Source organism: Paracoccus sp. JM45, from assembly GCF_003590715.1.
GTDB lineage: Bacteria > Pseudomonadota > Alphaproteobacteria > Rhodobacterales > Rhodobacteraceae > Paracoccus.
The window spans coordinates 66,375-91,404 of sequence record NZ_QQVY01000004.1; the positions used below are offsets into that span (position 1 = coordinate 66,375).

A 25,030-nucleotide genomic window follows, 5' to 3' on the forward strand; every position below is an offset into this window, starting at 1 on the left:
TCCCCGCCTCAACCACCCAAGAAGCGCGGAGAGGTGCCGGAGTGGTCGAACGGGGCGGTCTCGAAAACCGTTGAGCCTGAGAGGGTTCCCAGGGTTCGAATCCCTGTCTCTCCGCCACTTCTTCTTTAATATTGAAAGATATTTTTGAAGACTGTGGTTGATTTCACGATAAAATTTGGCCGTATTTTCTGTTCGTAATTGCGTGAAAACTTATCGGTATTTTTCCACAAATATTGTTGTTCTTTGCGGTCAATAGATACCTGTTTAGTGCCTCAAGATCAATCTGGCCCCATCTAGCATTGTAAAAACGGGCAATCCGGTGGCTTGGGCGACCTCTTTTGCGTAAGGGGGAAGATTGCCGCATTCGAACAGGATGGCGGCAATCTCAGGTGATCGGGTGACAAGTATTTGCGCGGCGGAAACAACCTCGGCTGCCATATCAGCGGGTTGGAAAGCGCGTATCTGATCGCGCTTGGGCAATAGAAACGTTCGCGAGAACAGGTTGCTATCCTGAAGCCCGATAATCCGGACCGCCTCCTTCGGAACTCTGGCTGCTGTGATGGCAGCATTGCCAAGTGCAGGTGCCGAGGCGGTGATAACTCCGATAGGACCCTTGCCCGTCATCGCCCGAATTGTCGGCAGCAGTGATAGGCTTGAAAGCATTACGGGAATTGATACCGACGCCGCAACCTTGTCCTGTATCTGGATCAGGAAACCGCATGTCGACGTGATAAGGCAGGCGCCCTCGGCCTCTAACTGGCGGGCGGCGTCGATGAATGCCCCGATCAGCTGGGGTGTCGGCTGTCCGTCGCGCACGATCAGCGGGCTATCGGCACCTGAAACCACCCGCACACGCGCCGGCAGATGGTAACTTGCAGGGTTTCCCGCATCGCCAAGTATCCGTGGAAAAGCCGTATCAAGGCTTAGGATGCCGATGAAGTCGCGCATGGTCGGTCTTTTACCTTAAAACAAGAAAAGATGAACGGGCTCATATAAATCGGTGCCTGCATGACGGCGACGAACAGTGACAGGCGCGGATCAAAGGGCAGTATTGCCAGAAGCAGTGCCATATTGCGGTTGCCAAAGATCAGCCCCTGCGATGCGGCGTCGGATGCTGCGAATGCACGCCGCGCGATGGTTCGGAACAGAATGTTTCCTCCGAGATTCAGGGCAACTGCAAGCAGGAACAGGTTGAATGCGATTACGGGATCGCGGAGCATTAAAAGTGCTGTTCCCCCGACCAAGGGGATAAGGAAAATGATCATGGCAATCGCGGCCAGGCCGTTCAGATGCTGGCGTGCGGCGTGAATGCGGGACATTCCGAAAACCGCCTGCAGAAAAATTCCAAGGACAATCCCCCCTGCCAGCAATGAAAAAACCTCTGCGGCAATAGACAAGATATGGGCGTCGAAAGGCAATCCGGCAATAGACAGGCTAGCCGGTATCGTCAGTGGTGCCAGCAGCGTGCCTGTCAGGGTTAGGACAAGTGCGCGCGGGTGATCATAACCCAGCAGACTGGCAAGATTGGGTCCGGAACTTAACGGCGGCGCGGCAAGAAACGCCGCGACAGTCAGGAAAACAACCATCGGCATATCTGTTGCCAATGCCGCCGCCCGCAGGATCAGGGCAAGAGCAAGCTGGCCGCCGATGACAAAGGCGATTGCATGGCACAGCATTTTGCGACTGAACAATTGGCCAAGGTCGCCGAACGTCAGCGGCTGGCGGATCACCGCAAGGGCCGTGACCAGAATGACCAGCGGCGGCAGCATCGGGCGGAACAATTGGGGCGACACCGGAACAAAGGGTATCACGCAAAAACCGACCAGCAAAAGGGCCGACGCATGCCGGCCCGCCCATGTCAGAGACCTCATGGCTGCCCCTTGACCACCGACGGCAACCATGTCGCCAACCCCGGAAAGGCCACCAGAAGTCCCACCATCAGGATCATGATGCCGAACATGGGCAATGCCGTCCGCGCGATATAGCCCATGTCATGACGTGTCATGCCCTGCAGCACGAACAGGTTGAAGCCGACCGGCGGTGTAATCTGCGCCATCTCGACCACGACGACGATAAAGATGCCGAACCACAACAGGTCGATACCTGCCGCGCGCAGCATCGGATCGACGATCGCCATCGTCAGTACCACAGCCGAAATGCCGTCAAGGAACATGCCAATGATGATATAAAACACCGTCAGCGCCGCAATCAGCGCAATCGGCGACAGATCCAGCTTGGCAATCATGATCGCCAGTGCATTGGGCACACCTGTAAAGCCCATCGCAAGTGTCAGAAAGCTGGCCCCCATCAGGATCAGCGCAATCATGGCCGAGGTTCGCGTCGCACCCAGCAGGCTTTCACGCAGGGCCTGCCATGTCAGCGACCGCTGGATGGCGGCAAGAACCAATGCGCCGACAACACCGAAAGCGGCTGCCTCGGTCGCTGTTGCGATGCCGGTGTACATCGATCCGATGACCACGACGATCAGCGCCACGACAGGAAGCAGCACAACCGAGGCGCGGCATTTCTGGCCAAAGCCCATCCGCGGTTCGGCGGCGGGCACCTGTTCGGGGCGGATGAACGACCACGCGCCGATATAGATCATGAACATCGCGGCCAGAACCAGACCGGGGATAATGCCCGCCATAAACAAAGCCGTTATGCTTTGCTGGACGGTCACGCCATAGACGATCAACGTCAGCGATGGCGGGATCATCAACCCAAGGGTCGCGGCACCGGCAAGGGTGCCCACGATCATGAATTCGGGATAGCCGCGTTGCCGCAACTCGGGGATGGACATCTTGCCGACGGTGGTCAGGGTCGCCGCCGACGAACCCGAAACTGCGGCGAAGACCGTGCAGCCGACGACATTGGCATGCAGCAATCCCCCCGGAAAGCCTGACAGCCATGGGGCAAGACCCTTGAACATATCCTCGGACAGGCGCGACCGGTAAAGAATTTCGCCCATCCAGATGAACAACGGCAGCGAAGTCAGCGTCCAGCTGGAGGCAGAGGACCAGATGGTGATGGACATCGAACTGCCCGGATTGCGCGGCGTAAAGCCGATCATCCCCATATAGGCCACGCCGATCAGCGCCAGTCCAACCCAAAGCCCCGTTCCCAGCAGGAAAAACATTACAAACAGGAAGATGCCGACCTTCAACCCTGTCGCGTCTGCATCGAAACCCGTCATGAAAGAGATTGCGGCATAGATCACCAGCAAACTGGCCCCAAGCACCAGCAGCCGTGCCCGTATCGATCCGAACAGATCCTGCAGCAGCGGTTTACGCGGCGGGTCAACGCCCAGATCCGTGGTCAGGACCACAGACAGAAGGGTATCGATGCAAGCAATCGCCAGCACCACCGCGCCAATGGCCATGGACAGCTGCGGTATCCACAAGGGTGTGCCATCCTGTCCCTGACTGATGTCATTAATCTTATGGCTCAGGATCGGGGCCTGTATCGCATACCACGCGAAGAACACCGCAATGACAGCCGACAGGGTATAGACCCAGATCTCGGCACCGCGGCGATAACTGCCGGTTTTTTCGATCAGCATGCTGACGCGGATATGTTCGTTCTTCCGGAAAGTATCCGCCAGCGCCAGAAATGAGGCAGCAGCCATCGCATAGCCGGCATATTGCGCCGACCCCGGAAACATCACCCCAAGCCATCGGCACACCATCTGGGCGATAATCAGACAAAGAATGGCAATCAGGGATACCGCGGCGGCAAAACCGGATATGTTATAGGTCGTGTCAAGAAGACGACGCATATAGCCTCGCTTGCGGTTATGGCCGACAGGCGGGCCGGGTGACGCGATGGCGATCATGGCAAATACCGATCTGGCAGAGGTGGCAGGACGCCCGGGCCATCGTTCGGCATATCATGCCAAAGCCCGGGCGACGGTCATCAGTGGCAATGACCAGATAAAAGGCGGTTATTCTGCCAGATAGGCGTCGAAAATCGCCTTGCCGTCTGAACCTGCGCTTTCGACCCATTCGGCGGTCATTGTTTCACCGATCTTCGCCAGCTCGGCGGCAATTGCATCGGGGGCTTGACCCGTGCTCATACCGTTATCGGCCAATGTCTGGACAAAACCGCCCGTCAACTGTTCGGCCATGTCGGTTCCACGCGTCTGCGCGGTTGCGGCCTCGGATGTCAGGCAGTCCTGCTGGGTCTGGTTCAGGCCTGCAAAGGCGTCCTTGTTCACGAAGACCGTATTGCGCGGCAACCATGCCTTTACGTCATAGAAGGTGGTCATATCTTCCCAGACCTGTTCATCGACCCCTGTCGAGCCCGACGAAATCATGGATGACACGACACCTGTCGCCAAAGCCTGCTTCAGATCCGCCGCCTCGATCTGGGTGGGGATCATGCCCAGCAATTCGGCCACACGTGCGGTTGTGGCGTTATACGCGCGGAACTTGACACCCTTCAGATCATCAGGTGATGCGGCGTCCTGAGACAGATAAAGCCCCTGTGGTGGCCATGGTACAGAATAAAGCAGGTGGATGTTCTGTGCGGACAATACCTTTTCCAACGTCGGGGCGGCCGCATCGCGCAGGGCGTCCGAGGCCTCGAAAGAGCTGGCAAGGAAGGGGACCGAGTCATAGGCGAAAATCGGGTTTTCATTGGCGTGGGCCGACAACAGACGTTCACCGATCTGCGCTTCGCCCAACTGGACGGCCCGCTTGATTTCATCACCTTTAAACAAGGATCCGTTGGCATGGACATTGATCTTCAGGCTGCCCTCGGTACAGGCATCGACGCCTTCGACGAACGACATGACGTTTTCGGTCTGGTAATTGCTGGCCCCATAGGCGACCGGCATGTCCCATGTTTCGGCAAAGGCCGATGCGCCGACGGTCAGGCCAAGGCTGCTGACGGTGGTGATCAACAAGAATTTCATAACTGGTCCTCTGTGCTGGTGATATCAGGGGTCTTTGATGCCCCATTTGTCTTCCGGATGGACGATGTCAGATTATTGGCACCGCCGGAAATTGTTAATGCGGGGTTCGGTATGACAAAATCTCATCCTGCTGCAGAACGGGCAATGTGCCTAACCTGCAGCATCTGTCAGACTAACCGGCCCATGCTGCGGATAAAGATCACCCGGCCCGGGGTTGTCGGCAAAGCTGGTGCCGTCGAAATGGGTCATGATCCCCCAGACCGCATTCAGCGCCGTCTGCACCGCGCCTTCGACCCAAGCGGGTGTCCAGCTGACGCCGTCACCGGCCAGAAAAATGCCGCGTTCCCGTTCGGGCATGCTCGACTGCATGAAATGCCCGTAGATCCGATGGTTATAGCGATAATGACCGGGCAACGCGCCTTTGAAAGCGCCCAAAAAATTCTCGTCCGCTTCCCAGCTGACACAAATGGGTGCGCTGCGGATATGGGCTGCTATATCGACATCGGGATAGATCTGCTTAAGGGACCGCAACGCCAGATCGACACGCTGTTCGGGTGGCAGTGGCAGAACCTTCAGCGCATCCGTCATCCATGCATAGCTAAGGCAGATGACCGCTGGCTTGTCCGGACCGTTATCAAAGAAATAGGTCCCGCGCGTGTGACGGTCGGTCAGGGTCATCGACATCACCGGCAGGCCGGTCACACTGTCGATATCCTTCCAGAATGGCCGGTCCACAGCCACAAAGGTCTTTGCCGCCTGCATATAGCGGGTCCGGTCCAGCGCCATCCACGTTTTCTGATCGAACAGGCTTTCCTCGACCTCTATGGCGGTGGTCAACAGGTGGGACTGGCATGTCGCCAGAACCGCCGGATAGATCGTTTCGTTGCCCCATTGATCACGCAGCATGATGCGGTCGCCTGCCCTTTGCAGCGCGGTAACGCGACTGCGGGTGATGCCGCCGTTCAGACCTGCCAGTGATGTCCCTGCGGGCCAATGTGCACAGTCGGGCGTGGCGTTCCAAAGCCGGTGCAAAAGCTGTTCGACCCCCCCCACCACATAGCGCTGTTCGTCATCAAGCCCCAAAAGGTTCACCCGCAGGATTTCCAGCATCGAGTTCGGGAAATCGCTGTCCCATCCACCGGTCCCGAAACCCACCTGTCCGAAGACCTCGCGGTGGCGGAACCCCAATTTACGAAACGCTGCCGAATTGGCGATAAAATCGTAAAAGGTGCGTTCGTCCCATTTTGTGACCAGCGGGTCCCAGATGGCCTTGATGGCAGCAATGTCGCGGCGGCGAACGGCATCCTGTAGCGTGGTGAAATCCGCCTGCTCCGTCAGCGCCTCTTGATAGGCTTGCGCGATTTCCTGATACAGGGTTGGCAGATCGGACAATTTGCGGGCGAAATGGGTTTTACCCTCAAGGTCGATGACCGTTGAACCGGCAGCATCTGTCAGGGGGTTCGGAAATGGACATGTGTCCAGCCCGACAAGGTCCAGATAATGATAGAACCCAAGCGAAGAAACGGGAAACCGCATTCCCCCCAGTTCGGCAATAACGCCCTTGGCACCTTCGAACTCCTGCGACCGCAACCTGCCACCGAACTTGCCGGATTCATAAACCACGGGCCGCAGACCCAACCTCATCAGCTCGTAGGCGGCGATAATTCCTGCGGCGCCCGATCCGATAATCGCAACCTCGGCACCGTGTTTATGCTGTGGAATTTTCCCAAGGCCCGCCGGATGGTTGATCCAGTCGTCATAGGCAAAGGGAAAATCCGGACCATAGGCACTTAGCTTGGGTGGGTCTGTTTCGGAGTCAGGCATTATCCCCCCGTTTTGTTGTGACAACCGCTACAGTACAGGCTGTGACGCACAGCTAAGCCCGCATTCAGGCGACGGGCAACCCGTGATGGCGAAACGCCTGAAAATATTGCGACAATCGGGTATGAGGCGCGGTGGTGTAAGCGACGCCGCTTATGGTCATGCATGATGGACGGTCCTAAGCATGGGCTTTAGCGAAACCTGCCTGCCGCAAAGGGCGTTGGGTCCAATGCGGACGGGATGCCTGCCACCATTTCAGCAATTATGGCGGCTGTTGCAGGGGCCGAGTTCAGGCCGATATGGCCGTGACCAAAGGCATAGAACACACCCTTGATCCCACTGGCCGGACCGATAACCGGCAATCCGTCAGGTGTCGAAGGTCGGTTGCCCTGCCACCGTTTGACTTTGGCCGGATCGGTTCCGGACAATGCCGGAAAACATGAAAACAACTTATCACGCAGCAGATCAGCCCGCGCCCAATCGGGTCGTGCCGAAGCAGAGGCGAATTCCACCTGTCCCGCCACGCGCAAACCGCCTGTGGTCCGCACGATGGCCACCTTCAGATCCTGCGGCATAACAGGCACCGGCAGGTCCAGATCGGCATCGGGAAGTTCGACATGATAACCACGCTCAGTCTCCAGCGGGATACGGTCGCCCGCCATCCGCGCCAGCACGGCAGAGCTTATGCCCGCTGAAATTACCACCGCGTCGCAGGGAATTTCACCCTGATCGGTTCTGACTGCCACAATGCGGCCATTATCATGCGTCAGCCCTGTTGCACGGGCGTATTTCCGTGACATGCCTTGCGTTTCGCACCACCGTGCAACAGCCTGCGTATAGCCCCCCGGATCGACGCAATGCTTACCATCGGGCAGGTAGATCGCAAAGCCATAGCGGTTGGCAAGACCCGGAACCTGCGCCGAAAGCTCTGCCCCCTCCAGCTCTTGCATGACGACACCGTTCTGGCGGCGAAGGTCCCACGCAAGGCGATCGGCGTGATAGGCGGCACGGTCGGTGTACAGATAGAACAGGCCCTGACTGCGGATCATCCATGGCGCGCCGATCCGCATCGCCAGATCAAGATGGTGCTGCGGGGCATTCCGAAGCAGCTGCGCCAATGCGGATGCCGTGCGCGTCACGCGCGATTTGCTTGATCCTGCCTGCAGAAACCGCAGCAGCCATGACGACAGTCGCGGCAGATATTGCCAACGAACCGTCAAAGGGGCCGTGCGGTTCATCAGATAGCCCGGCACCTGCTTCCACAGCCCTGGCATCGACATTGGAATGATCGAGGCCGGACTAAGGAAGGCACCGTTTCCATAGCTTGCGGCCTGCGGTCCTCCGGCCTCGCCCGGTTCGACCAGCGTCACGCGGCACCCTGCCTGTAACAGCCGTTCTGCTGACGCCACCCCGACGATCCCGCCGCCAATGACGACGACATGCTTTTCTTGTCCTTGGGCCATCTTCTTCGCCTTGATCCCCTATGACATCCGGTCATGGCGACGAATTGCACAGATATTGTGCATTTGCCGGTATGCCTGTCCTGCCTGCGTCCGGATGCAATTTAATTTCCGACTGCGACCCTACGCTGGCATGACCTTACCTGAAAACCGTGTAATCCGTCAGACCACGATGATTATTATTCATGACAGGTCTGTCGATGAAACGGTTCCTTCCATCCCATTCCGCACTTCGCGCCTTCGAGGCTGCAGCCTTCTATATGAACTTTACCAAAGCCGCCAAAGAACTTGGGATCAGCCAAAGCGGGATCAGCCGCCAGATTTCGACCTTGGAAGCGCGTTTGGGGACCAAGCTGTTCGAACGCGTCGGGTCCAGACTGATCCTAACCGGATCGGCCCGGACCTATCTGGCCGAAGTCCGCAAAGGCTTCGATATCATTGAACAGGCAACCATCAGCTGCGTTCGTGGTGGTACGCTGGACGATGCCCTGACAGTCTGTTCACATCCAACCTTTGCCGCACGCTGGCTGACGCCGCGAATGGGCACCTACATGCAGCGCGGGGCGAACCGCCTTGTGAATTTCATAACGACCACACAGGATATCGACTTTACCGACACCGAAATCGATATCGCCATCTTGCGCGGACGCGGGTCATGGACCGGAGCCCGCGCGTTCGAGTTGTTTCCGGAAGAACTGGTGGTCGTTTGTGCACCTGACATCGCGGTTCGGGTTTCCAATGATGCCACCGTCGATTTCGACACCATGCCGACATTGCAGAATGCCAGCCGGCCCGACCTATGGCTGACATGGTTGCGCGGCGCGGGGCGTGAACATCGCGGCGCGATCAGGGGTCCACGCTTTCCTCAAAGCGAAATGCTGGTGTCAGCAGCCTGCGCCGGTATCGGGTTGGCCGTGGTGCCTTTTCCTTATGTGGCAAAGGAAATACGCAACGGAAAGCTGGTTCAGGTTATGGGCGCCCCCGTCAGAACCGACGACAGTTACTGGCTGGTGCAGCCAGAAACGCGGGCAAACATTCACGGCGCACGGGATTTCATCCGGTGGATTCAGCAAGAGGCGCGCGGGTTTCGCAGATCGATGCGCAGTTTCGATCAGTTATCACAGCACCCGCCTCTTTAGGGTCTAAGCAGATCCTGCAATTGCGTGGAAAGCCGGTCGGTCGCATAGGCATCCATGCCGCCAATATCGACCATCAGCATTGCATCCCCCTTCCCCGCCACGGCAAGAACGCCGCCATCAGGCCCGCAGATGACAGACCCGCCGCCAAACTTCAGTCCGCTGTCTTCGCCTGCGTAATTCGTATAGGCAACAAACACACCATTTTCATAGGCGCGCGCCGGTACCAACACATCAGGCACTTGCGAAAACCCCTTCGGGTTGGCGGTCGGGACCAGAATAACCCGCGCGCCGCGTCGGGCAAGATCACGCGCATGTTCGGGAAATTCGATATCATAGCAGATCAGTAAACCGCATGGCGTCCCGTCCAGATCGAACACCGGCGGGGGGGTGTTTCCCGGGGTGAAACTGCGACGCTCGAACGCGCCAAACAGTTGCAGCTTGCGGTAATGCGCCAGACAGATACCCTTTTTCGACATCACGCTGGTGGCGTTGTAAACAATATCGCCATCGCGTTCCGCCCAGCCAAAACAAATCGCCACACCGTTACTGCGTGCAATTCTGGCAACACCTTGCATCCATTGGCCATCCATCAGCTGGGCATCCTGCACATGCCGTTCAGCGCAGTTATAGCCAGGAAAAGCCAGTTCGGGGACCAACAGCAGATCGCAGCTTGCCAAGGCTGCAATCGCCGCATCACGTTCCAGCTTGGCAAAGCGGTCTTCAACAGGACACTGCCATTGCGAAAGTGCGATTTTCATTCAAACCCCTTCACTGCAAAAGGATAGGACATAGGGAAATTTCACATGGAAACAGGTATGATCATATCCCCAAATGATGCGGCCAATCCTGTCCCGATGTCATAGAACGCAGGAATTCCGCCCATCAACAACAGTTTTTCCTTAGGAATGGAACGGTTACAGTTTATCCTTGTTGCATATCTATGCCGTTTCCGGACGCCCCAGTCATAAAAAGAGTATGGTGAAATGCAAATTATGAACCGCACGATGGCCTGTGCCCTTCCCGGACTGCTTTTGACTTTGGCAGCCTGCGCTGGTCCCAGTTATGACGTCAATGCCCAACGGTGCGACCTTAGTAAGCATCGGGCGCTGGTCGGACAGAATGTTGGTGGCATCACCCTGCCCCCCAGCCTTCGCAAACAAGAGGTGCAGTTCGGTAGCCGCCCGCAGATGGCAAATGACCCTTCGCGCCTGACGATGTTTGTCGACGCAAAGGGCTGGATTGTGCAGGTCGCCTGCGGTTAACGACTGCTGCGCTTGGACCGTTTATTACCGCCGCGCTGACCGGCGCGGCCTGCTGTTGACCGCCCCGATGAATTGACGGCGGCCTCGGCGGCTTCTTCCACAGCAGATTGGCGCGCCATCGGATCATCCGAGATCGCCAGATCGACCGCCTCAAGGCGCTTGACCTCATCTCGCAGGCGGGCGGCTTCCTCGAATTCTAGGTTCTCAGCGGCTTTACGCATCTGCACACGCATCGCATCAAGGTGGGCCGCCAGATTGGCACCGATCAGCGGCTTATCGACTTTGGTTGTGATCCGCGATTGATCGGTATCACCCTGCCACAGCCCCGCCAGAACATCCTCTACATTCTTACGAACGGTTTGCGGCGTAATCCCATGTTCTTCGTTATAGGCGATCTGCCGTTCCCGACGACGTTCGGTTTCCGACATCGCGCGTTCCATGCTGCCGGTAATGCGGTCAGCATACATGATGACCCGCCCGTCCGAATTCCGCGCAGCCCGCCCGATTGTCTGGATAAGCGACGTAGTCGAACGCAAGAACCCTTCCTTATCAGCATCCAGAATGGCGACCAGACCGCATTCGGGAATATCCAGCCCCTCGCGCAGCAGGTTAATGCCGATCAGCACGTCGAAGGCACCAAGCCGCAGGTCGCGCAAAATCTCGATCCGTTCGATGGTGTCGATATCGCTGTGCATGTAGCGGACCTTGATGCCCTGTTCATGCATATATTCGGTCAGATCTTCGGCCATGCGTTTGGTCAGCGTTGTGCACAACGTACGCATCCCTGCCGCCGTCACGCGCCGCACTTCGTCCAGCAGATCATCCACCTGCGTTTCGACGGGCCTGATTTCAATTACCGGATCAAGAAGACCCGTCGGGCGGATGATCTGTTCGGTAAAGACACCGCCTGTCTGGTCCATTTCCCACTGTGCAGGTGTGGCGCTGACAAAGACCGATTGGGGGCGCATGGCGTCCCATTCCTCAAACTTGAGGGGGCGGTTGTCCATACAGCTGGGCAGACGGAAGCCATGTTCGGCCAGCGTGAATTTACGCCGGAAGTCGCCTTTGTACATGCCACCGATCTGCGGCACGCTGACGTGGCTTTCATCAGCGAAAACAATGGCGTTATCGGGAATAAACTCGAAAAGTGTGGGGGGTGGTTCGCCCGGTGCGCGTCCGGTCAGATAGCGGCTGTAGTTTTCGATGCCATTGCAAACGCCGGTCGCCTCAAGCATCTCGATATCAAAATTGGTGCGCTGTTCAAGACGCTGCGCTTCCAGCAGCTTTCCTTCATCGCCAAGCTGTTTCAGGCGGTGGTGCAATTCGGTTTTGATGCCCTTGACCGCCTGCTGCATCGTCGGACGCGGGGTTACATAGTGGCTGTTGGCGTAGATACGGATCTGCTTGAAGGTACTGGATTTCGCGCCCGTCAGCGGGTCGAATTCGGTAATCCCTTCCAGTTCGTTCCCGAAGAAATCGAACCGCCACGCGCGATCCTCAAGGTGGGCGGGCCAGACTTCGACCAGATCGCCCCGTACGCGGAAGCTGCCGCGCACAAAAGAGGCGTCCAGACGCTTGTATTGCTGCGCCACCAACTGCCCCAGAAATTCGCGCTGGTCATAGCTTTCGCCGACAACCATATCCTGCGTCATCGCCGAATACGTCTCGACCGAGCCGATGCCATAAATGCAGCTGACCGAGGCGACGATGATCACGTCATCACGTTCCAGCAGCGCCCGGGTGGCACTGTGGCGCATCCGGTCGATGGCTTCGTTAATCTGGGATTCTTTTTCAATATAGGTGTCGGACCGCGCGACATATGCCTCGGGCTGGTAATAGTCGTAATAGCTGACGAAATATTCAACCGCGTTGTCCGGAAAGAAGCCTTTGAATTCGCCGTAAAGCTGCGCGGCAAGGGTCTTGTTGGGGGCCAGAATAATCGCGGGGCGTTGCGTTTCCTCGATGACTTTTGCCATCGTATAGGTCTTGCCGGTCCCCGTCGCACCTAGCAAAACCTGATCGCGTTCGCCTGATATCACACCGGCCGACAATTCCTTGATGGCGGTCGGCTGATCGCCTGCGGGGCTAAAGCCGCTGTTCATCGAAAAGCGCTTCCCGCCCTCAAGCTTGGGGCGGGTCACTTCTGCAAAACGCGTCACAGGCGCGCTGGTGTTATTGTGACCCATGAGGTTCCTGATCCGTTCGAGGTTATCCCCAAGATGTGTGCGGTCAGGTCAAAGATCAACAGGCAGGCGTCACCGCATTAGTCGCGAAGGCTGCAAAGCGTCCCAACCGGCGCCGCCGTCCATTTCCTCGGCCAGAATTTCGGCAGTTACGGGGCCAAGGGTAAAGCCCTGATGGCCATGTCCGAAATGCGCCCAGAGGTTCGGCTGATCCGGCACACGGCCAACCAGCGGCAGCATATCGGGCATACAGGGGCGACGGCCCGTCCATGGTTCCGCCTCGACCGGTGCGCCCAGATCGAACAGTTCACGCGCGGCCTGTTCGCCATGGCGCAGCTGCGGCGGGGTCATGCGCGGGTGCAGGGTCAATTCGGCGGCGGTGGCAATCCGCAAACCGCGACGCATCGGCGACAGGACGACCGAATTGCCGAAATCCGCGATCGGGTGATGCAGCGGCATGTCCATATGGTAGTGGCGGTGATAGCCGCGTTTATAGACCATCGGCACCTTCAACCCGAAGCGGGCGGTCAGCATCGGCGACCACGGGCCAAGCGCCACGACCGCATGTTCGCCCGTCACCTCATCCGCGACCCAAGCGCTGCCTTTGCGATGCAAATCGCCCGCGTCGCCGTTCACAATCTGCCCGCCCTGTTTCTGGAACAGCGCCGCATATGATGCCACCAGCGCGCCAGGATCGGAACAATTCCAGCTGTCGGACCAATGGGTTGCGCCAAGTATATCAGCCTTGATCGAAGGCTCCATCGCGCGCAGTTCGGCACCGTTCATCATGCGTGCCTGCACGCCGAATTCGGTCAAAAAGCGTTCAGCGTTTTTCCGGGCCTTTTCCAGCTTGGCAGGCGTGCGGTGCAATTCGATGTAACCGTCGCGGCGAATGATGTTATCCGCGCCTGCTGCCTTGATCAGCGGACCGTGCAGATCCGTCGATTGGCGGATCATCTTGCCCCAAGTAACCGAGGCGCGCTTGTGCGATGCTGGCAACGAATTGATGGCGTATTTCCAGACCGCACCCATTTGCGACATCAGGCCCGGAATGTTCCACTTGACGTCATAGCCGCGTCCCATCGCGATCTGCATCAAGGCAGCGGGGGCAAGCGGCATGGCATAGGGTTCGACGGCTTCGGTCTGGATAAGACCGGCGTTGCCATAGCTGGTTTCGCGCCCCGGTGCACCGCGATCAAGGATGGTGACCTGATGGCCACGTGCTTGCAACGCAAGCCCTGTGGTCACGCCGACCATGCCTGCACCCAGAACAAGAACCTCTGCCATGACTGTCTCCTAGCTGACTATGGGTCAGGGATGCAGATAACGGCGGCCTTGGGCAAGAATTATCGGGCAATCTTCGGTGACTGCCCGAATCTTTGCAAGATTCAGGCGAAAAGCTCGTGGCAGAAGCTTAATCCTTCGACCAAGGCGTCTACTTCTTCAACAGTGTTGTACATCGCAAAGGAAGCACGGGCCGTTGCATTGACACCAAAGAACTCCATCAAGGGCATTGCACAATGGCTGCCTGCCCGAACAGCGATTCCCCGCTTGTCCAGAATGGTCGAGATGTCATGCGCATGCGCGCCCTGCATCATCATCGAAAAGATCGCGCCTTTATCCGGCGCATCACCCTGCATCTGCAACCAGTTCAACGAACGCAACCGGTCGCGGGCGTAATCGCGCAAGATGCGTTCGTGGGCGGCGATGTTTTCCATCCCCAGATTCATCATATATTCCAGCGCGACGCCAAGGCCGATCTGGTTGACGATGCCGGGGGTGCCAGCCTCGAACCGCAAGGGGGGATCGTTATAGGTCACCTCGTCACGGGTAACTGTGCGGATCATATCACCGCCGCCCATGAATGGCCGCATTTCGGCCTGACGTTCGGCCTTGATCCAGATCGCGCCCGACCCCGAAGGGCCGTAAAGCTTATGCCCCGTAATGCAGTAGAAATCGACACCAAGTGCCGCCACATCGACCGGCATATGCACCGCTGCCTGACTGCCATCGACCAGCACGGGCACATCGGTTCCTGCCGCAACAGCAGCCACATCAACCACAGCGCCCGTGACATTGGACATATGGGTCACGGCAATCAGCCGTGTCTTCGGGCCAACTGCTGCCAGAATCTTTTCGGGGGGCAGACTGCCATCGGCCTCAGGCTCGACCCATTTCAGGACGACACCTTGACGTTCACGCAGGAAATGCCACGGCACGATATTGGCGTGATGCTCTGCCACCGACAAAACGATCTCATCGCCTGCCTTCAGCATCGGCGCAGCCCAGGCATAGCTGACCATATTCAGCGCCTCGGTCGCACCAGAGGTGAAAATCACCTCATCCTCTTGCGGGGCGTTCAGGAAGCGGGCGATGGTGCCACGGACCTTTTCGTAATTATCCGTCGCAAGGTTCGACAGGTAATGCAGCCCGCGATGAACATTGGCATATTCCCCCGCATAGGCGCGGCTGATTGCGTCGATCACCACCTGCGGTTTTTGCGCGCTGGCGCCATTGTCCAGATAGACCAAGGGCTTGCCATTTACCTGCGTGGACAGGATCGGGAAGTCGGCACGGACGGCATTTACATCGAAATTCATTGCGGCATCTCCGGCAGCAGGCCAAACGAGGCTGCGAAAAAGGACATCACAAAGCCCATCGCCAACAATGTGGCAAACAGTCCCAGCAGCACTTTAGGGCCGCTGGCAAACCCGTGCAGGGCTTTGGTGAAGTGAACGGTCAGCCACAGGAACATGGCAATGGCCAAAATTCCAAGCAGACTGGCAAAGGCGGGCATGACCAAGGACAGCACGATCTGACCGACCTGTACGATCAACAGCATCACCTCGATCCACACAGTCAGCAGCAACGCATCCGCAAAGACGCCAAAGCCTCCGAACAGACGTCCGACGCCGGTCATCAGCCCTGCCCCTACGACGATGGCCGCCAGCTGCATTGTGGCCAGCGCCAATGGCTGCTGGACCAGTGTATACATCTGCGGAACTTCGGCGTCGGGGATCGGGAACAGAACGGCTGCCAGATAGGCAAGCAGGCCCGACACCGACACCGCCAGAAACAGTGCCATCCAGCGCACCGACATCGGCAGGCCCTGCGCCATCAGCACTTGCGCGCCCTGTTCGGGGTTGCGAAGGGTCAAACGCACCAGCGCCTTGAAGTCGTCAAATCTCATGAGCGTCTCGCCAATGCCAACATACCGGCACCCCAGATGAACAGGAATCCCAGACCCGCAATCGCGCGCGTCAGGGTCAATGCGGGTCCGGCACCGATCAGCCCCGCGACCATACCCGCCAGCAATGTCGCCGGTGCAACAGCCAGAAGCGCCCAGAACAGCGCCAGTCGCGAATCCTGCGGATCAAGGCGATAAGGCGTCAATCTGCTGGCAAGCGACACCAGCGCGGAAACGGCATAGGCCAGCAATGGCATCATAAAAACAGTGCCCATCACCGCCCCGCCCATCCGCGCATCCATCGGGATCGAGGGGTCAAGTTGCGCCGCCCTTGCATTGGCAGGGGCCTGCGCGATCAGCGATATCAGCATGGCTACCATCAGCACGGCCAGCATAGCAGGGTCCGGCATGCCGGAAAGGCCCCGCACCACACGGCGCGGAGCCCACCAGCTTTCGATCACGCGCAGCACAATACCGCCGCGCGCAGCCCTTAATTTTGCGGAGGTGTCGTCAGCCACGCTTCTAACCGATCGTTGATGTCGTCACGCAGATCGTCATCCTCGACCTCGGACAGGGCGTCGGCAAGGAAGGACAGCACAAGGAAGACAATCGCGCGGTCATAGGGCACGCCCCGCGAACGCAGATAGAACAATGCCTCTTCGTCGATCGCACCGGTCGTCGAACCATGCGAACACTTGACGTCATCGGCATAGATCTCAAGCTCGGGCTTGGCAAGGAACTGGCTGTTGTCATCCAGCAGCAGCGCCTGGCTGATCTGGTAACCGTCGGTCTTTTGTGCGCCCTGCTTGACCAAGATCTTGCCTTGAAACACGCCCGTCGCGCCGTTTTTTAGCACCTTTTTAAAGACCTGACGGCTTTCACCGCGTTCGGCCCCATGGGTGATGAAGACGGTATCGTCATGGTGGAACGGACCGACATTGCCATCACCCAGCACAGCTGCGGCGATATGGGCAACGGCGTCGTCACCAACGATATCGATGGCACCTTCGTGGCGCATCAGCGTCCCGTTCACGGCCAGCGTAAAGCTTTTCAGCTGCGCTTCGGCCCCAACGCGGGCAAAGATATGCGACAGGCCGACCTTGGGGTCATTGGCACGCTTGGCTGCAATGTGATGCAGCTTGGCGCCCTTGGCCAGATCAACCTCCAACATACCGTTGGAGCGTGCGCCGACCATCCCTGATTCCAGCAGGGTCAGTTCTGCGCCGTCTTCGACACGGATGACATGATGCCAGACAGCATCGGCATCGGCGGTGCCACGACGGTACAGCACATGGACCGGCTTCGAGGGTTTGCCGGTCACACGGATCAGCAGGCCGTCATGGGCAACCGCTGTGTTCAGCGCCGCAAACGGGCGCTTGACTGGTGTCTGGCCTGCCAGCTCCAGCTGACCATAAAGACCAGCCGCCCAATGGTCGCCAGCTGCGTCAGCCTTGGCCAAAGTCGTGATTTCGACCCCTTCCAGCGACAAATCGTCGGATGCAGCAGCATCGAAAGCGCCATCCACAAACACCAAAGTCAGCTTGTCGCGACCGGTAAACAGCGGCGATTCAGCGCCATCGGCGTCGAAAGGCAATGCCGTTGCGGTGGCAGCATTGAACGCGCTCGGGTTGGTATAGCGCCAGTATTCATCGCGCGGTGCGGGCAGGCCCATGGCACGCAGACGCACCATTGCATCTGCACGCGCATCGGCGCTGAAGCCCGCATCGGGCATGGTGATCGCGGCAAGGCGATCATCAAGTGCGGCGGCAGCTTTCGGATTGCCCGAAACCTGCGGCGTCACCTCTGCCTTGGATTTCACAGCGATATCCGACATCAATCGGCCTCCGCCAGCAGATCGGCATAGCCATTCTGTTCGACTTCCAGCGCCAGTTCGGGGCCACCCGATTTGATGATACGACCGTTCGACATGATATGGACGACATCCGGTTTGATGTGATCCAGCAGACGCTGATAGTGGGTGATGACCAAGAAGCTGCGATCCGGCGAACGCAGGGCGTTCACGCCTTCGGACACCAGACGCATTGCATCAACGTCCAGACCCGAGTCCGTTTCATCCATGATGCACATGCGCGGTGACAGCATCGCCATCTGCAAAATCTCGTTGCGCTTCTTTTCACCGCCCGAGAAACCGACGTTGACCGGACGCTTCAGCATATCGGGGCTGATCTGCAATTCGGCGGCCTTGACGCGGACTTCCTTCAGGAATTCACCTGCGGTCAGCTCGGCCTCTCCGCGTGCTTTGCGCTGTGCGTTCACAGCGGTCCGCAGGAAGGTCATGTTGCCGACGCCCGGAATTTCGACGGGGTATTGGAACGCAAGGAACAGACCGGCAGCGGCGCGAACCTCGGGGTCCATGTCCAGCAGGTCTTCACCGTCCAGTTCAGCCTCACCATCGGTGACTTCGTAACCGTCGCGGCCCGACAGGACATAGGACAGGGTCGATTTGCCCGACCCGTTCGGGCCCATGATGGCGTGGACTTCACCTGCGGGCACTTCCAAGGTCAGACCCTTCAGGATCTGCTTGTCCTCTTCTTCAAGTTTAACGTGCAGGTTGTTGATCTTCAGCATATTTCCCTCAAACGGCATAGGCGCCCCATAGGCGCCGTGATGTCGGATGGCATGACCCCCAAGGTCCTGCCAGATATATTAACCAACCGAGCCTTCCAGCGAGATGGCAACCAGCGCCTGTGCTTCCATGGCAAATTCCATCGGCAGCGCCTGCAGAACCTCGCGGCAGAAGCCGTTGACGACCAAGGCCACAGCCTCTTCTTCGTCCATGCCGCGCGAGCGGCAATAGAACAGCTGATCGTCATCAACCTTACTGGTGGTCGCCTCGTGTTCGACGCGGCTGCTGTTATTTTTGACCTCGATATAGGGCACGGTGTGCGCGCCACATTTATCGCCGATCAGCAAGCTGTCGCACTGGGTATAGTTACGGCTGTTGGTCGCGCGCGGATGCATCGACACCAGCCCGCGATAGGTGTTTTGCGCCTGACCGGCGGAAATCCCTTTGGACACGATGCGCGACTTGGTGTTCTTGCCAAGATGGATCATCTTGGTGCCCGTATCGGCCTGCTGCCAGTTGTTCGCGATGGCGATCGAATAGAATTCGCCCTGGCTGTCATCGCCGCGCAGGATGCAGGACGGGTATTTCCACGTAATCGCCGAACCGGTTTCGACCTGCGTCCACATGATCTTTGCCCGAGCCTCGCGGCAATCGGCCCGCTTGGTCACAAAGTTATAGATGCCGCCTTTGCCTTCTTCATCACCGGGGAACCAGTTCTGAACGGTCGAGTATTTTACCTCGGCGTCTTCCAGAATGACGATTTCCACAACAGCCGCGTGCAGCTGGCTGATGTCACGCTGCGGTGCGGTACATCCTTCCAGATAGCTGACATGGCTGCCTTTTTCCGCAATGATCAGCGTGCGTTCGAACTGACCGGTGTTTTCCGCATTGATCCGGAAATAGGTCGACAATTCCATCGGGCAACGAACGCCCTCGGGGATATATACGAACGAACCGTCCGAGAAGACCGCGCTGTTCAGCGTCGCAAAATAGTTGTCCGATTGCGGCACGACACTGCCAAGGTATTTCTTGACCAGTTCGGGATGCTCACGGATGGCTTCGCTGATCGAACAGAAGATCACACCGGCTTTTGCCAGTTCATCCTTGAAGGTTGTCCCGACACTGACACTGTCGAAAACAGCGTCCACAGCAACCTTACGGCCTTCGGATGGCGCATCTTCCGCACCTTCGACACCCGCAAGGATCATCTGTTCCTTCAGCGGAATGCCCAGCTTTTCATAGGTCGCCAACAGCTTGGGGTCCACGTCGTCCAGCGACCTGGGCTTTTCTTCCATGCTTTTGGGACGCGCATAGTAATACTGGTCCTGATAATCGATCTCAGGATAGTTCAGCATCGCCCATTTGGGTTCGGTCATGGTGACCCAGCGGCGATATGCTTCCAGCCGCCAGTCGGTCATCCATTCCGGTTCGCCATTCTTTTCCGAGATCAGACGGACGATATCTTCGTTCACGCCCTTTGGCGCGTATTCCATCTCGATCTCGGTGTTCCAGCCGTATTTATAGCTGCCCATGTTTTGCACGGCTTCGACCGTTTCGCGGTCGACACCTTCGCGCACTTCAAGATCGGTGGTACCCGTCATCTCTTATCCTTCCTTGGTGGTGGGCCCCTGCCCAACCAGTCCCGTCACGCCATTTCTGCCGTGCCAGCGTGAATACGCTTTTTCCCACGCATCCGCAAATCGGTTGATCTGATCATCGCCCAAAGAAGGGCTTATCGAGATCCGTATTGCTGATTGCGCAAGCTGATCGTCATATCCCATCGCCTGCAACGTGCCACTTGCCCGAACCTTGCCCGATGAACAAGCCGAACCTGCGGAAATCGCAAACCCGGCGAGGTCCATCTGCATGACCTGGGTTTCGCCCTTCCACCCCGATGTAAGAAGGCAGGTGGTGTTCGGCAAGCGCCGCGCGCCTTTTCCTGCAATGACAGCACCGGGCGCAATGTCGCACAGACGGGCTTCCAGCAGGTCGCGGCGGGCGGCAACCTGTTCCCAGACACCGTTTTCCAGATCACGTTGCGCGGCTTGTGCAGCGGCAGCAAAGGCCAGAATGCCGATCATGTTTTCCGTACCGGCACGACGCCCCTGTTCCTGACCGCCCCCCCGCAGCAGGGAAGGCACATCAGTTCCCTTTTTCAAGACCAGCGCACCAATGCCCTTGGGGCCACCCAGCTTATGCGCACTGACAAAGCCCGCCGTCACGCCCAGCCAGTTAAACGCGAAGGGCATCTTACCGAACGCCTGCGTCAAATCGCTGGAGGCCAACCCCTGCGGCAAGTTCTGAATCACGCCGGTTTCGCTGTTGGCCAGTTGCAGCGTCGTCATCGCCGGATCATCCACCGCAACGATGCCATTGCGGTCGACCGGCAAACTGGCGTCGCACCAGACCTTGATCGCGCTATGTTCCACCTCGGCGCAGCGGATATTTTTGCTGGCCAAAATCATCGCTGCCGCCTCGGTCGTTCCCGAGGTAAAGACCACATCTGCCCCTTCCGCCCCCAATGCGATGGACACCTGTTCGCGCGCCCGTTCCAGCGCCATTTTGGCCGCGCGCCCTTCTGTATGAACGGACGAGGGGTTGCCCGAAATCTCCAGCGCCTCGGTGATGGCCGCCTTCACCTCGGGGCGCAGAGGCGTTGTGGCGTTCCAGTCCAGATAGGTTCTCATATCGTCTTTCCGTTCAGATGGGCCGCGATGCGTTCGGCCAGACAGCCTGCCACTGCGTCCTTGCCCATGCGGGGCCATTCTTCGGCCCCCGTATCGCTGATCAGGGTCACCGCGTTTTCGCTGCCCCCCATAATTCCCGTAGGCGGGCTGACATCATTGGCCATGATCCAGTCACAGCCCTTACGCAACCGCTTGGCCGTCGCATGGGCAATGACATCGTTTGTTTCCGCAGCAAATCCCACGACAAGATCGGGTCGGTCATCAGCGTGACTGATCCACGCCAGAATGTCGGGATTTTCGGCCATTTCGAATGCGGGCGGTTGGCCGGACCCGTCTTTCTTCATCTTGCGGTCCGATGCGCCGACGACATGCCAATCCGCCACCGCTGCCGCCATGACAGCCGCATCGGCAGGCAGGGCCGCCTGCACCGCATCATGCATCTGACGGGCGGTTTCGACAGCGATAACGCTGACCCCTTCTGGCGGTGCAACCGTTGCCGGACCGGTCACGAAACTGACCTGCGCACCCAGATCGCGCAAGGCCGCCGCAATCGCCGTCCCCTGCGCCCCGCTGGACCGGTTGGCGATATAGCGCACCGGATCAATCGGTTCATGGGTGGGGCCGGATGTGACAATGACATGCCGCCCCGTCAAAGGCCGCGCGGCGGGTGTCAGGGCATCACGGATGGCGGCTACAATCGTTTCCGGTTCGGCCATGCGGCCTGCGCCATATTCACCGCAGGCCATGTCGCCATTATCGGGACCGACCGTCAGGATGCCGTCATCTTTTAGCGTCGCCAGATTGCGCTGCGTTGCGGGATGGTCCCACATCCGCACATTCATTGCAGGCGCGATCAGCACCCGCTTGTCCGTCGCCAGCAACAGGGTCGAGGCCAGATCATTCGCCTGCCCCTGCGCGATCTTGGCCATCAGATCGGCGGTCGCAGGCGCGACAACAACCAGATCGGCATTGCGCGACAGCTGGATATGGCCGATCTCGGCCTCGGAATTGCGGTCCCACAGGGTGTCGTGGACGGGTTCACCAGCCAGAACCGACAGGGTCATCGGCGTGGTGAACTGCGCCCCCGATGCGGTCAGTACTGGCGTCACAGCTGCACCCTGCGCACGGATCAGCCGGATCAATTGCGGGATTTTATAGGCCGAGATCCCTCCGCCCACGATCAACAATATTCGCTTGCCGTGCATCTGCCCGCCCTGTGCCATTCCCCTGCACAGATAACCGCCCGACCCCGATGCCGCAAGGAAGCGGGCGCGTTAACCCATCCTTAACCCGCCCGCGTTAACCATTCGGCGATTATTCGGGGAACACTATGGTCGCCATCGCATATTCCGTGGCCTTTGATGGCGTCGAGGCCCGCCTGGTCGAGGTGCAATGCGCCGTCGCCGCAGGCCTGCCCGGTTTTTCCATCGTCGGCTTGCCTGACAAAGCTGTCAGTGAAGCGCGCGAAAGGGTCAAAGCGGCTTTTGGTGCGCTGTCGATTGCCATGCCAAGCCGCCGCATCACGGTGAACCTGTCCCCAGCCAACCTGCCGAAAGAAGGATCGCATTTCGATCTTCCCATCGCACTGGCCGTTCTGGCCGCGCTGCAAATCATCCCACAGGATGAGGTTTCGCGCTGTGTGGCATTGGGCGAGCTTGCCTTGGACGGGCGGCTGGTGACCGTCAACGGCGCCCTGCCCGCGGCAATGGCCGCGTCCGAGGATGACCGCGCCCTGATCTGCCCCCGCGCCTGCGGACCCGAGGCGGCCTGGATCACCGCCGTTCCCGTGCTGGGTGCGGAAAACCTGCGGCAGGTTATCGACCATCTGACCGACCGCCACCCGATCACCCCCGCCAAACCCGGCCTTGCCAGCGAAAGCACCCCCCGCGGTTGCCTGTCCGAGGTGAAAGGACAAGAACGTGCCAAACGCGCGTTAGAGATTGCCGCAGCAGGCAGGCATCACCTGTTGATGGTCGGCCCGCCCGGTGCCGGAAAATCCATGCTGGCCGCGCGCATCCAAGGCCTGCTGCCCCAACTGTCCCCACGAGAGGCGCTGGAAACCTCGATGGTGCATTCGCTGGCGGGAACGCTGACCGATGGCGGCATTTCGCGTCATGCGCCATTTCAGGAACCCCACCACACCGCATCCGTCCCCGCGATTGTCGGCGGCGGGCGTGGGGCCAAACCTGGCCAGATCAGCCTTGCCCATAACGGCGTGCTGTTTCTGGACGAATTGCCCGAATTTCCGCGTCAGGTTCTGGACACCCTGCGCCAGCCCATCGAAAGCGGAGAGGTGATGGTGTCGCGTGCCAACGCCCATGTCCGCTATCCCTGCCGTTTCTTGTTGGTGGCGGCGGCGAACCCCTGCCGCTGCGGCTATCTGGCCGATCCTGCGCGGGCCTGTTCGCGTGCCCCCGTTTGCGGCGGCGATTACATGTCAAAGATATCAGGCCCGTTGATGGACCGTTTCGACCTGCGGCTGGAGGTGCCGGGCGTCAGCTATCAGGATATGGACCGCGCCGCAGGTGGCGAAACATCCGCGACCGTGGCGGCGCGCGTGGCGCAGGCGCGGCAGGTGCAGGCGGAACGCTTCAGGGACCACCCGCAGGTGACGGTCAACGCCGATGCGTCGGGCGCGCTGCTGGAACAGATCGCTGCGCCTGATGATGCCGGACGGGCGTTGATCGGCAAAGCCTCGGAAAAGCTGGGACTGACGGCGCGGGGTTACCACCGTATTTTACGAAGTGCCCGCACCATCGCTGACCTTGAGGGGGTGGACCAAGTGCAGGTCTACCATCTGGCCGAGGCGATCAGCTATCGCCTGCCTTTCGTCGCGGGTGGTTAAGCCTTGTCGGCCACACGACGTTCAATCGCTTCCCACATCGCCTCGGCGGCGTTGATACCGTCAAAGCGTTCCAGTTCCTGAATACCCGTGGGCGAGGTGACGTTGATTTCCGTCAGCCAGCCGTCGATGACGTCGATGCCGGTAAAGACCAGACCCTTTTCACGCAGGACGGGCCCGATGCGCTTGCAGATCTCGTATTCACGTTCGGTCAGGCCGATCTGTTCGGCGCGGCCACCGACATGCATATTCGACCGGGCCTCACCCTCTAACGGGACACGGTTGATTGCGCCGATAGGCTCGCCGTCGACCAGAATGATGCGCTTGTCACCTTCGGTCACTTTGGACAGATATTTCTGTGCAATCATCGGTTCGCGGTTCATGCCCGCGAAAACCTCGAGCAACGACGACAGGTTCGGATCGCCGGGCTTCAGGTGGAACACGCCCGCGCCACCATTCCCGTAAAGCGGCTTGACGATGATTTCACCGTGACGTTCGCGGAAGGCACGAAAAGCAGCCGGATCGCGGGCGATCATCGTGGGGGGCGTCAGGTCGGGGAAGTCTAGCACCATCAGCTTTTCAGGGCAGTTGCGGACCCAGAACGGATCGTTCACCACCAATGTGCCCGGATGCACACGGTCCAGCAAATGGGTCGTGGTGACATAGCCCATGTCGAAGGGCGGGTCCTGACGCAGCCAGACGACGTCGAATTCGGTCAGATCAACCTCGGCCCAATCGCCGAAGGTGACGTGGTCGCCTTGCTTGCGGCGCAGGGTGACGGGACGACCGCGGGCAATGATGCGCCCTTCGTCGTAGCGCAGCTGGTCGGCTGTATATTGGAAAAGCCGGTGACCACGGGCCTCGGCCTCCAGCCCGATGCGGAATGTGCTGTCGGCATCGATCGAGACAGCCTCGATCGGGTCCATCTGCAAGGCGACGTAAAGGCTCAT

Annotated in this window: 21 protein-coding genes, 1 tRNA gene and 1 pseudogene; 4 read left to right on the plus strand and 19 right to left on the minus strand. The window is 58.9% G+C overall.

Translation table 11 applies throughout. From position 1 onward, the window contains the following. Positions 1-27: 27 nt before the first annotated feature. A tRNA-Ser gene (locus DWB67_RS07805) sits at positions 28-117 on the plus strand. A gap of 147 nt (positions 118-264) precedes the next feature. On the opposite strand, the gene DWB67_RS07810 is transcribed toward DWB67_RS07805, so the two are convergent. The 7 genes and pseudogenes from DWB67_RS07810 to DWB67_RS07835 all read right to left on the minus strand — a co-directional run bounded on the left by DWB67_RS07810 (position 265) and on the right by DWB67_RS07835 (position 8,196). After that, positions 265-948 (minus strand): aspartate/glutamate racemase family protein, encoded by a 684-nt coding sequence (locus tag DWB67_RS07810; RefSeq protein ID WP_119806980.1) that lies wholly within the window; start codon positions 946-948, stop codon positions 265-267. Next, on the minus strand, positions 924-1,871 hold the full coding sequence (locus DWB67_RS07815) for a hypothetical protein (protein ID WP_119806981.1): 948 nt from the start codon (positions 1,869-1,871) through the stop codon (positions 924-926). Before DWB67_RS07815 ends, DWB67_RS07810 begins: the two co-directional genes overlap by 25 nt. After that, a complete protein-coding gene (locus tag DWB67_RS07820; protein ID WP_255418611.1) occupies positions 1,868-3,193 on the minus strand; it encodes a TRAP transporter large permease in 1,326 nt (441 codons plus the stop codon). The genes DWB67_RS07815 and DWB67_RS07820 overlap by 4 nt, the downstream gene beginning before the upstream one ends. A gap of 141 nt (positions 3,194-3,334) precedes the next feature. Continuing rightward, positions 3,335-3,832, minus strand: a pseudogene (locus DWB67_RS18295) (TRAP transporter small permease); the annotation flags it as partial. A 108-nt stretch (positions 3,833-3,940) separates the two neighbouring features. After that, positions 3,941-4,912, minus strand: coding sequence for a TRAP transporter substrate-binding protein (locus tag DWB67_RS07825; RefSeq protein WP_119806983.1), 972 nt, complete (start codon positions 4,910-4,912; stop codon positions 3,941-3,943). 150 nt (positions 4,913-5,062) lie between these two features. Beyond that, complete coding sequence (locus DWB67_RS07830) at positions 5,063-6,736, minus strand: NAD(P)/FAD-dependent oxidoreductase (protein ID WP_119806984.1); 1,674 nt, start codon at positions 6,734-6,736, stop codon at positions 5,063-5,065. Positions 6,737-6,924: 188 nt separating this feature from the next. Beyond that, the gene (locus DWB67_RS07835; protein ID WP_119806985.1) at positions 6,925-8,196 is read right to left on the minus strand and encodes an FAD-binding oxidoreductase; all 1,272 of its coding nucleotides are present in this window, start codon (positions 8,194-8,196) and stop codon (positions 6,925-6,927) included. 197 nt (positions 8,197-8,393) lie between these two features. Here DWB67_RS07835 and DWB67_RS07840 point away from each other — a divergent pair, with 197 nt between their 5' ends. Then, on the plus strand, positions 8,394-9,332 hold the full coding sequence (locus DWB67_RS07840) for a LysR substrate-binding domain-containing protein (protein WP_182911523.1): 939 nt from the start codon (positions 8,394-8,396) through the stop codon (positions 9,330-9,332). On the opposite strand, the gene DWB67_RS07845 is transcribed toward DWB67_RS07840, so the two are convergent. After that, positions 9,329-10,090, minus strand: a complete 762-nt coding sequence (locus DWB67_RS07845; RefSeq protein WP_119806987.1) for a carbon-nitrogen hydrolase family protein — start codon at positions 10,088-10,090, stop codon at positions 9,329-9,331. The genes DWB67_RS07840 and DWB67_RS07845 overlap by 4 nt on opposite strands. A 234-nt stretch (positions 10,091-10,324) precedes the next feature. On the opposite strand from DWB67_RS07845, the gene DWB67_RS07850 reads away from it, so the two are divergent. Continuing rightward, complete coding sequence (locus DWB67_RS07850; RefSeq protein WP_182911524.1) at positions 10,325-10,594, plus strand: hypothetical protein; 270 nt, start codon at positions 10,325-10,327, stop codon at positions 10,592-10,594. Here DWB67_RS07850 and uvrB read toward each other — a convergent pair. The 10 genes from uvrB to coaBC all read right to left on the minus strand — a co-directional run bounded on the left by uvrB (position 10,591) and on the right by coaBC (position 22,443). Further along, a complete protein-coding gene (uvrB, locus tag DWB67_RS07855) occupies positions 10,591-12,780 on the minus strand; it encodes an excinuclease ABC subunit UvrB (RefSeq protein WP_119806989.1) in 2,190 nt (729 codons plus the stop codon). The two genes, DWB67_RS07850 and uvrB, sit on opposite strands and share 4 nt — an antisense overlap. A 69-nt stretch (positions 12,781-12,849) precedes the next feature. Further along, positions 12,850-14,064: an FAD-binding oxidoreductase gene (locus DWB67_RS07860; RefSeq protein ID WP_119806990.1), complete on the minus strand. Its 1,215-nt coding sequence runs from the start codon at positions 14,062-14,064 to the stop codon at positions 12,850-12,852. A 101-nt stretch (positions 14,065-14,165) separates the two neighbouring features. Beyond that, positions 14,166-15,377: a cysteine desulfurase gene (locus DWB67_RS07865; RefSeq protein ID WP_119806991.1), complete on the minus strand. Its 1,212-nt coding sequence runs from the start codon at positions 15,375-15,377 to the stop codon at positions 14,166-14,168. Next, a complete protein-coding gene (locus DWB67_RS07870) occupies positions 15,374-15,967 on the minus strand; it encodes a YIP1 family protein (RefSeq protein ID WP_119806992.1) in 594 nt (197 codons plus the stop codon). The genes DWB67_RS07865 and DWB67_RS07870 overlap by 4 nt, the downstream gene beginning before the upstream one ends. Further along, positions 15,964-16,482 (minus strand): hypothetical protein, encoded by a 519-nt coding sequence (locus DWB67_RS07875; RefSeq protein ID WP_119806993.1) that lies wholly within the window; start codon positions 16,480-16,482, stop codon positions 15,964-15,966. Before DWB67_RS07875 ends, DWB67_RS07870 begins: the two co-directional genes overlap by 4 nt. Next, positions 16,455-17,798: a SufD family Fe-S cluster assembly protein gene (locus DWB67_RS07880; protein WP_119806994.1), complete on the minus strand. Its 1,344-nt coding sequence runs from the start codon at positions 17,796-17,798 to the stop codon at positions 16,455-16,457. Before DWB67_RS07880 ends, DWB67_RS07875 begins: the two co-directional genes overlap by 28 nt. After that, positions 17,798-18,553 (minus strand): Fe-S cluster assembly ATPase SufC, encoded by a 756-nt coding sequence (sufC, locus tag DWB67_RS07885; protein WP_119806995.1) that lies wholly within the window; start codon positions 18,551-18,553, stop codon positions 17,798-17,800. The genes DWB67_RS07880 and sufC overlap by 1 nt, the downstream gene beginning before the upstream one ends. 78 nt (positions 18,554-18,631) lie before the next feature. After that, positions 18,632-20,152 (minus strand): Fe-S cluster assembly protein SufB, encoded by a 1,521-nt coding sequence (sufB, locus tag DWB67_RS07890; protein ID WP_119806996.1) that lies wholly within the window; start codon positions 20,150-20,152, stop codon positions 18,632-18,634. A gap of 3 nt (positions 20,153-20,155) precedes the next feature. After that, a complete protein-coding gene (locus DWB67_RS07895; protein ID WP_119806997.1) occupies positions 20,156-21,238 on the minus strand; it encodes a cysteine desulfurase family protein in 1,083 nt (360 codons plus the stop codon). Beyond that, on the minus strand, positions 21,235-22,443 hold the full coding sequence (gene coaBC / locus DWB67_RS07900) for a bifunctional phosphopantothenoylcysteine decarboxylase/phosphopantothenate--cysteine ligase CoaBC (protein WP_119807208.1): 1,209 nt from the start codon (positions 22,441-22,443) through the stop codon (positions 21,235-21,237). The genes DWB67_RS07895 and coaBC overlap by 4 nt, the downstream gene beginning before the upstream one ends. 125 nt (positions 22,444-22,568) lie before the next feature. Here coaBC and DWB67_RS07905 point away from each other — a divergent pair, with 125 nt between their 5' ends. Beyond that, the gene (locus tag DWB67_RS07905; RefSeq protein WP_119806998.1) at positions 22,569-24,083 is read left to right on the plus strand and encodes a YifB family Mg chelatase-like AAA ATPase; all 1,515 of its coding nucleotides are present in this window, start codon (positions 22,569-22,571) and stop codon (positions 24,081-24,083) included. Here DWB67_RS07905 and gshB read toward each other — a convergent pair. Continuing rightward, the gene (gshB, locus tag DWB67_RS07910; protein WP_119806999.1) at positions 24,080-25,030 is read right to left on the minus strand and encodes a glutathione synthase; all 951 of its coding nucleotides are present in this window, start codon (positions 25,028-25,030) and stop codon (positions 24,080-24,082) included. The two genes, DWB67_RS07905 and gshB, sit on opposite strands and share 4 nt — an antisense overlap.